This is a genomic window from Sporosarcina contaminans, assembly GCF_042679045.1.
Taxonomy (GTDB): Bacteria; Bacillota; Bacilli; order Bacillales_A; family Planococcaceae; genus Sporosarcina; species Sporosarcina contaminans.
This window is the reverse complement of record NZ_JBHTLT010000081.1, coordinates 1-5,045: the sequence shown is the minus strand read 5'-3', so window position 1 is coordinate 5,045 and position 5,045 is coordinate 1. Positions and strand designations below refer to the sequence as shown.

The following is a 5,045-nucleotide window of genomic DNA, read 5'->3' as shown; positions in this document are numbered from 1 at the left end:
TAAATTCTTTATCATATTGTCTTTTCATCTTTTTCACTCCGCTCAATTGGATAAGTTTATTATAACTCTCCCAATTCAATGAGTCCTAAATTTAGACTATCATCATAACTAAAAAGAATTTCCGTTTTATTCAATATTATTTTGACTAAAACCGCGTAAATCTTCAAGATAATATCCTACATCGTAATTATATGGCTCTGCTAATTTTAAGCCCATAAATGGGATCCTATGGAGTTAATAATCATAGATTTCTTTATATAACTATGAAGGTATCTGTGAAAATGTATAAGAGATATATTTTTATCGTCAAAGATGATAATGATAAATGAACTGATCTTTATCAGTTCAAAAACTGGGTTTTATATTAGCCTAATATATTCACTACGATTTAGGTGGATTATGGCAGATTATATTTCCGAACGTACTTAGAAAAGTAACAGACCTTTATATGTTTTTCTATGTATATCTTTTCGCAACATAGCAGTTATGTTATCCAAAGGAGTAATTCTTCCTTTTCTATTTTAAATGAAATATTATCTGAAAATGAATGGAGGAACAAAGATGTTGCTTAAATGGCATACCTCGTTAAACTTTGTAATTTATTTTACTCTGTTGTCACTTGTGGGTTTTATAATAAGTAACAATTCTATTGACCTTGTTCTGTTTAAGTTTGACTCACTAATCTGGTTCATCTGCTTTTGTCTTATAACTTTAGGTTTTCGGTCAATTAAAGAAGAACTTTTCCCATTATTTAATTTTAGGCCTTTAAGAAAACTGACCACATATTTATTTATTCTTTTTGGCTTTCTTGTTCCTTATTTGTTCCTAAAGTTTTTAATTAACTATGAAATTTTGATAGACCATAGGTTTATAGTTCTTTACAAAAATGGCTTGTTGGATTCCAATGGGATGGATTTATATGGACTTATCAACATAATGGTTTTTGTTCCTATATGGGAAGAAACTTTTTTTAGGGGGATTTTATTAATTTTTCTCTCAAAGTTTTTAAAACCGCATTGAGCGATTATTACTTCAGCAATAGTCTTTGCACTTTTTCATCCAATGTATTTAGTAGTTACTCTCATTTCAGGATTAATATTAGCAGTAATAACTTTTAGGACTAAGTCATTAATACCTGCGATACTAACTCATGCAATATGGAACTTATATGTAGGAGTATTTTTCCTCTATTTTTAGTTTTTACGTCAATGTAAACTACTATCATGAAATTTACTCAGGTATCTTCAAAAACAGCATTGTCTACATGAACTTTGCTTTTTTGACTAATCTGATGAGTACGCATGTTTTAGTAACCATTTTATAGACATATAGGACTTGACACACCTGAAGTGGGTTACCAATTGGGCTCATTGAAAACGATCAAAGCGCAACGAATGATCCCTATTCCTGGTTTCGTAATAAATGAGCATAAGATACAAAAGGGAATCAAAATAACTGGAAACAACTGGTTGGAGAATCTTTTATCGACCGGGACTTGGTAATCTGTACGGGAGAGGGGACATGCAAGATCATAGAAACCTAACCAGGGTGATGAAACGAATTCTTGATAGTTTGAACGTACCAAGGATTCGATTCCACGATCTACGCCATTCTCATGCTTCGATCCTGATTTCAGAGGGCGTGGATGTCGTGAGGATCTCTGACCAATTGGGACATTCAAATCCGGAGATTACATTGGATTATTACGCGCATCTTTTGCCGAATACAAATGACGGAGTGGCCGACATTTTCCATAATGCTCTCCAAATCCCTTCGAATCATCCCGAGGAAGAGGGTAACAAGAAAAAGTAGCTGCGGACAAAATGCGGTAAAAAACCACAAAAAAACAGCCCCTAGGCATCCGGCCTAATAGGACTGTTTCTGGAGAAGGTTGTTGTTCCGACAACCTTCCTACGGGTTTGGCACCCAATGATTCCGACTGGGCTCGAACCAGCGACCTCTACCCTGTCAAGGTAGCGCTCTCCCAGCTGAGCTACGGAATCGGGAGATATACTGCTTACTGCACATTTATTATTATAGCTATTTTGTGGAAGAAGTCAACATGTTTTTAAAAAGTTTTTATAAACATGAAGAAAAAGGTAGAATGGAAGGAAAGGAGGGAGTATTGTGATCAATCAAACGATTTCACTTCCATTCGCTTATGACTTTGATAGCGCATTGGTTCGCTTGGCGAGGGATCCGATAAATGCAGTGAATGTAGAAGAGCGAGAAGTGTTGGTTCCGATGGAGGAAGGGAATGTCATTCGTTTGAAAGGAACGGGTTCCACTTTGCATCCGGCTTTTGAAATTGAAAATGTCGTAGATGATGCACAGATGGATCGATTATTTTCCATTTTTCATTTTGACAGGCCGTTGGACGAGATTGCGAGGCATTTTGAAAAAACGGATCTCGCGCCCATTTTTGAACAATATGCGGGCATGCCGATCATCAAAAGTTTTTCTCTCTACGGAACGCTTGTAAAATCGATTATTCATCAGCAGTTGAATTTGAAATTTGCAGATGTGCTATTAATGCGATTTGTTGAAGTATATGGGAAGAATGAAAACGGCGTTTGGCGTTATCCGAAGCCTGAAGAAGCTGCGATGATCAATGTAGAGGATTTGAGGATGCTTCAATTTAGCAACAGAAAAGCAGAATATATTATAGAAATATCTCGTGCAATTGCAGAAGGCCGTTTGGAATTGGATAAATTTGAAACGATGGATGATGAAGAAATTATTAGTGAGTTAGTAGCGATTCGAGGGATCGGTCCGTGGACTGCTCAAAGTTTTCTCCTTTTCGGACTAGGCAGGGCAAATTTATTTCCAATGGCTGATATCGGTTTGCAAAACGCTTTGAAGCTTCATTGGAAAATGGATCGAAAGCCGACGTATGAGGAAATGGCTGAGCGGTTCCCGATATGGTCTCCATATTTAAGTTATGCTTCCCTCTATTTGTGGAAAAGTATAGAATGAAGAATTTAGATAGCCGTATGAATGCTATAGTTAGCATCCATACAGCTCATCAGTATAATTATTGAGGTTGATTGTCGTCTTGTTCAAGGTTGTTTTCGCTAAAGTAGAGGAAATTTTCATCATCCAGGTCTGCGATGCGCTCCTTGTTGAGACCTAATGAAAGATTTCCTTCAAAAATTGTTTCCCACCAAGTTTCTGTCGTTGTCATGTTCATTTCCTCCATTTCGTTAATTGGTTATGTGATGATTCTTTACCCGTGCCGAAAGCAAAAATAACAAAAATGCTGAAAAAGAATCTTAAGGCCTATTGGGTTGCCAGTCATCCAAACGCTTGTTTACATTAACGATGTGCTCTGCTCTTACGTTTATCTCTATAATATGCGACATTTTTTTCGCTCTTTTTGTATTTATAGTATATGTTTGCTTCCATCTTCCCAAACTGCATAATTGGTCGGAAATTGACGAATCGAAATTCAGTCCTTTTGCTATATTGACATTTGTTTTCCATGCAAATCTTTTCAATGGAAATTATACAAAAAACAGTTAAACGTCGAATAGTAACGTATTGATCGTTCAATCGTAGGTTGTTCAATATTTGTGGGGTGTAATAAATTGCTATTGCGAAACAAAAGGAGGATGTTTCATGGATTTTGAAAAAAAAGTAGATTCAATTATCGAATTACAAAAAAGTTATTATTTTAGCGGCGAGACGAGGGATATTAATTTTCGAAAGGAAATGCTCAATCGTTTAAAAGAGGCAATCCAATCGCGAGAAGAAGAGATTTTTGAAGCATTGCAGAAAGATTTGGGGAAAAGCCCGTTTGAATCATACGTAACAGAAGTCGGTTTTGTCATATCAAGCATGAATCATATGCTGAAACATTTGGAGGAATGGATGAAGCCGGAAGATGTGAAGACGCCTGTTCATTTGCAGCCTGCAAAAAGTTTTATTGTACGTGAACCATACGGCTCTGTTTTAATCATTGGCCCATTCAACTATCCGTTTCAGTTAGTGATTGAGCCGTTAATTGGAGCCATTGCTGGAGGAAATTGTGCCGTAGTGAAACCGTCTGAGGCTGCCATTCATACAGCGCAAATCATTAAAGAGATCCTTGCCGCTATTTATCCTCCTCATTATGTAACAGTCGTTGAAGGTGAAAAAGAGGAAACTTCTGCTTTAATTCATGCACCGTTCGATTATATTTTCTTCACAGGAAGTGTAGCAGTTGGAAAAGTTGTTATGAAAGCGGCTGCTGAACGCTTGACGCCGGTCACATTAGAATTAGGGGGGAAAAGCCCGGCGATTGTTGATCAAACTGCCGATTTGCGAAAAACCGCAGAACGGATAGTTTGGGGCAAGTTTGTAAATAATGGGCAAACATGTGTAGCGCCTGACTATGTCATTGCGCATGAATCGATTGTCATAAAGCTAATTGAAGAAATGAAAAAAGTGGTCCATCGATTTTACGGAGAGCGTGTCGAGGAAAATCGAGACTACGGTAGGATTATTAATAAAAAGCATTTTGAACGACTTGTCCAATTACTTGAAAAAGAAAAACATCAAATTTGCTTTGGTGGCTCTTTTGATCGGGAATCATTATTTATCGAGCCTACTTTTTTAAAAGATGTCAATTGGGAAAGTCCGTCAATGGAAAATGAGATTTTTGGGCCGATATTACCAGTTTTGACATTCTCCAATTTGGGAGAAGCCATTCATAGAATCCGCCAAAATCCAAAACCGCTTGCAGCATACATGTTTACGGAAAACGAAAAGGCTGCCGACTATTTTATGGAAAACCTGCCGTTCGGAGGTGGCTGTATCAATGATACGGTTTCTCATGTCGGGAACATTCACTTGCCGTTTGGCGGTGTCGGTTCTTCAGGCATTAATGCCTATCATGGCAAGTATAGTTTTGAAACGTTTACTCATGCAAAGGCAATGATGAAAAAGAGCACGAAAATTTCTGCGAGTATCGGATATCCTCCATACAAGAACAAGCTATCTGTTGTGAAACCGATTATACGATAAGGAAGAGGCTGTCCAATAAGTCCCTAAAATAGAACAGGTGG

At 37.4% G+C, this 5,045-nt stretch carries 5 protein-coding genes and 1 tRNA gene; 4 read left to right on the top strand and 2 right to left on the bottom strand.

Features of this window, described 5'->3' with window-relative positions:
- Positions 1-1,023 precede the first annotated feature (1,023 nt).
- Positions 1,024-1,197, top strand: a complete 174-nt coding sequence (locus ACFQ38_RS11645) for a CPBP family glutamic-type intramembrane protease (RefSeq protein WP_381481033.1) — start codon at positions 1,024-1,026, stop codon at positions 1,195-1,197.
- 324 nt (positions 1,198-1,521) lie between these two features.
- The gene (locus tag ACFQ38_RS11640; RefSeq protein ID WP_381481032.1) at positions 1,522-1,812 is read left to right on the top strand and encodes a tyrosine-type recombinase/integrase; all 291 of its coding nucleotides are present in this window, start codon (positions 1,522-1,524) and stop codon (positions 1,810-1,812) included.
- A 118-nt stretch (positions 1,813-1,930) separates the two neighbouring features.
- Here ACFQ38_RS11640 and ACFQ38_RS11635 read toward each other — a convergent pair.
- A tRNA-Val gene (locus ACFQ38_RS11635) sits at positions 1,931-2,003 on the bottom strand.
- A 124-nt stretch (positions 2,004-2,127) separates the two neighbouring features.
- Here ACFQ38_RS11635 and ACFQ38_RS11630 point away from each other — a divergent pair.
- Positions 2,128-2,976 carry a DNA-3-methyladenine glycosylase family protein gene (locus ACFQ38_RS11630; protein WP_336823393.1) on the top strand — a complete coding sequence of 283 codons (849 nt, stop codon included), beginning with the start codon at positions 2,128-2,130 and terminating at the stop codon, positions 2,974-2,976.
- Positions 2,977-3,034: 58 nt separating this feature from the next.
- Here the strand turns inward: ACFQ38_RS11630 and ACFQ38_RS11625 are convergent, their stop codons facing one another.
- Positions 3,035-3,184, bottom strand: a complete 150-nt coding sequence (locus ACFQ38_RS11625) for a hypothetical protein (RefSeq protein WP_336823392.1) — start codon at positions 3,182-3,184, stop codon at positions 3,035-3,037.
- A 434-nt stretch (positions 3,185-3,618) separates the two neighbouring features.
- Here ACFQ38_RS11625 and ACFQ38_RS11620 point away from each other — a divergent pair, with 434 nt between their 5' ends.
- Positions 3,619-5,004 carry an aldehyde dehydrogenase gene (locus ACFQ38_RS11620; RefSeq protein WP_336823391.1) on the top strand — a complete coding sequence of 462 codons (1,386 nt, stop codon included), beginning with the start codon at positions 3,619-3,621 and terminating at the stop codon, positions 5,002-5,004.
- Positions 5,005-5,045: the final 41 nt, after the last annotated feature.